At 71.9% G+C, this 278-nt stretch carries 1 protein-coding gene; it reads right to left on the bottom strand.

What is annotated here, in order from left to right; all coding sequences use genetic code 11:
- A partial coding sequence (locus tag AC1RPY_RS07845; RefSeq protein WP_481763125.1) for a hypothetical protein occupies positions 1-278 on the bottom strand: 278 nt, incomplete at both ends.

Below are 278 nucleotides of genomic sequence, written 5' to 3'. Positions count from 1 at the left end.
CGACGCGGCGCCAGCGACGACAACAACGAATCACGCGCCGGCGACCGCACGCCCCGGGACGCCCACGCCAAAGCGCGCAGGATCGCCACCTGCCACACCGCCGTTGCCATCCCGATCGCCGCCGTAGCCAGTGCAGTCACCAGATACCCGCCCGTGGCCATCGCCCGCCGCCGCCGAGGGTCGTTCGCCAACGGGCCGCCGATCAGCTTCGCCAGCCCCGTCAGCGCATCACTGACACCCTCGATCACACCGAGCGAGGCGGCCGACCCGTGCAGAAC

The sequence above is a fragment of the Dellaglioa sp. CoH-56-MRSF-12 genome (assembly GCF_056782075.1).
This window is presented reverse-complemented; position numbering and strand designations above follow the sequence as displayed.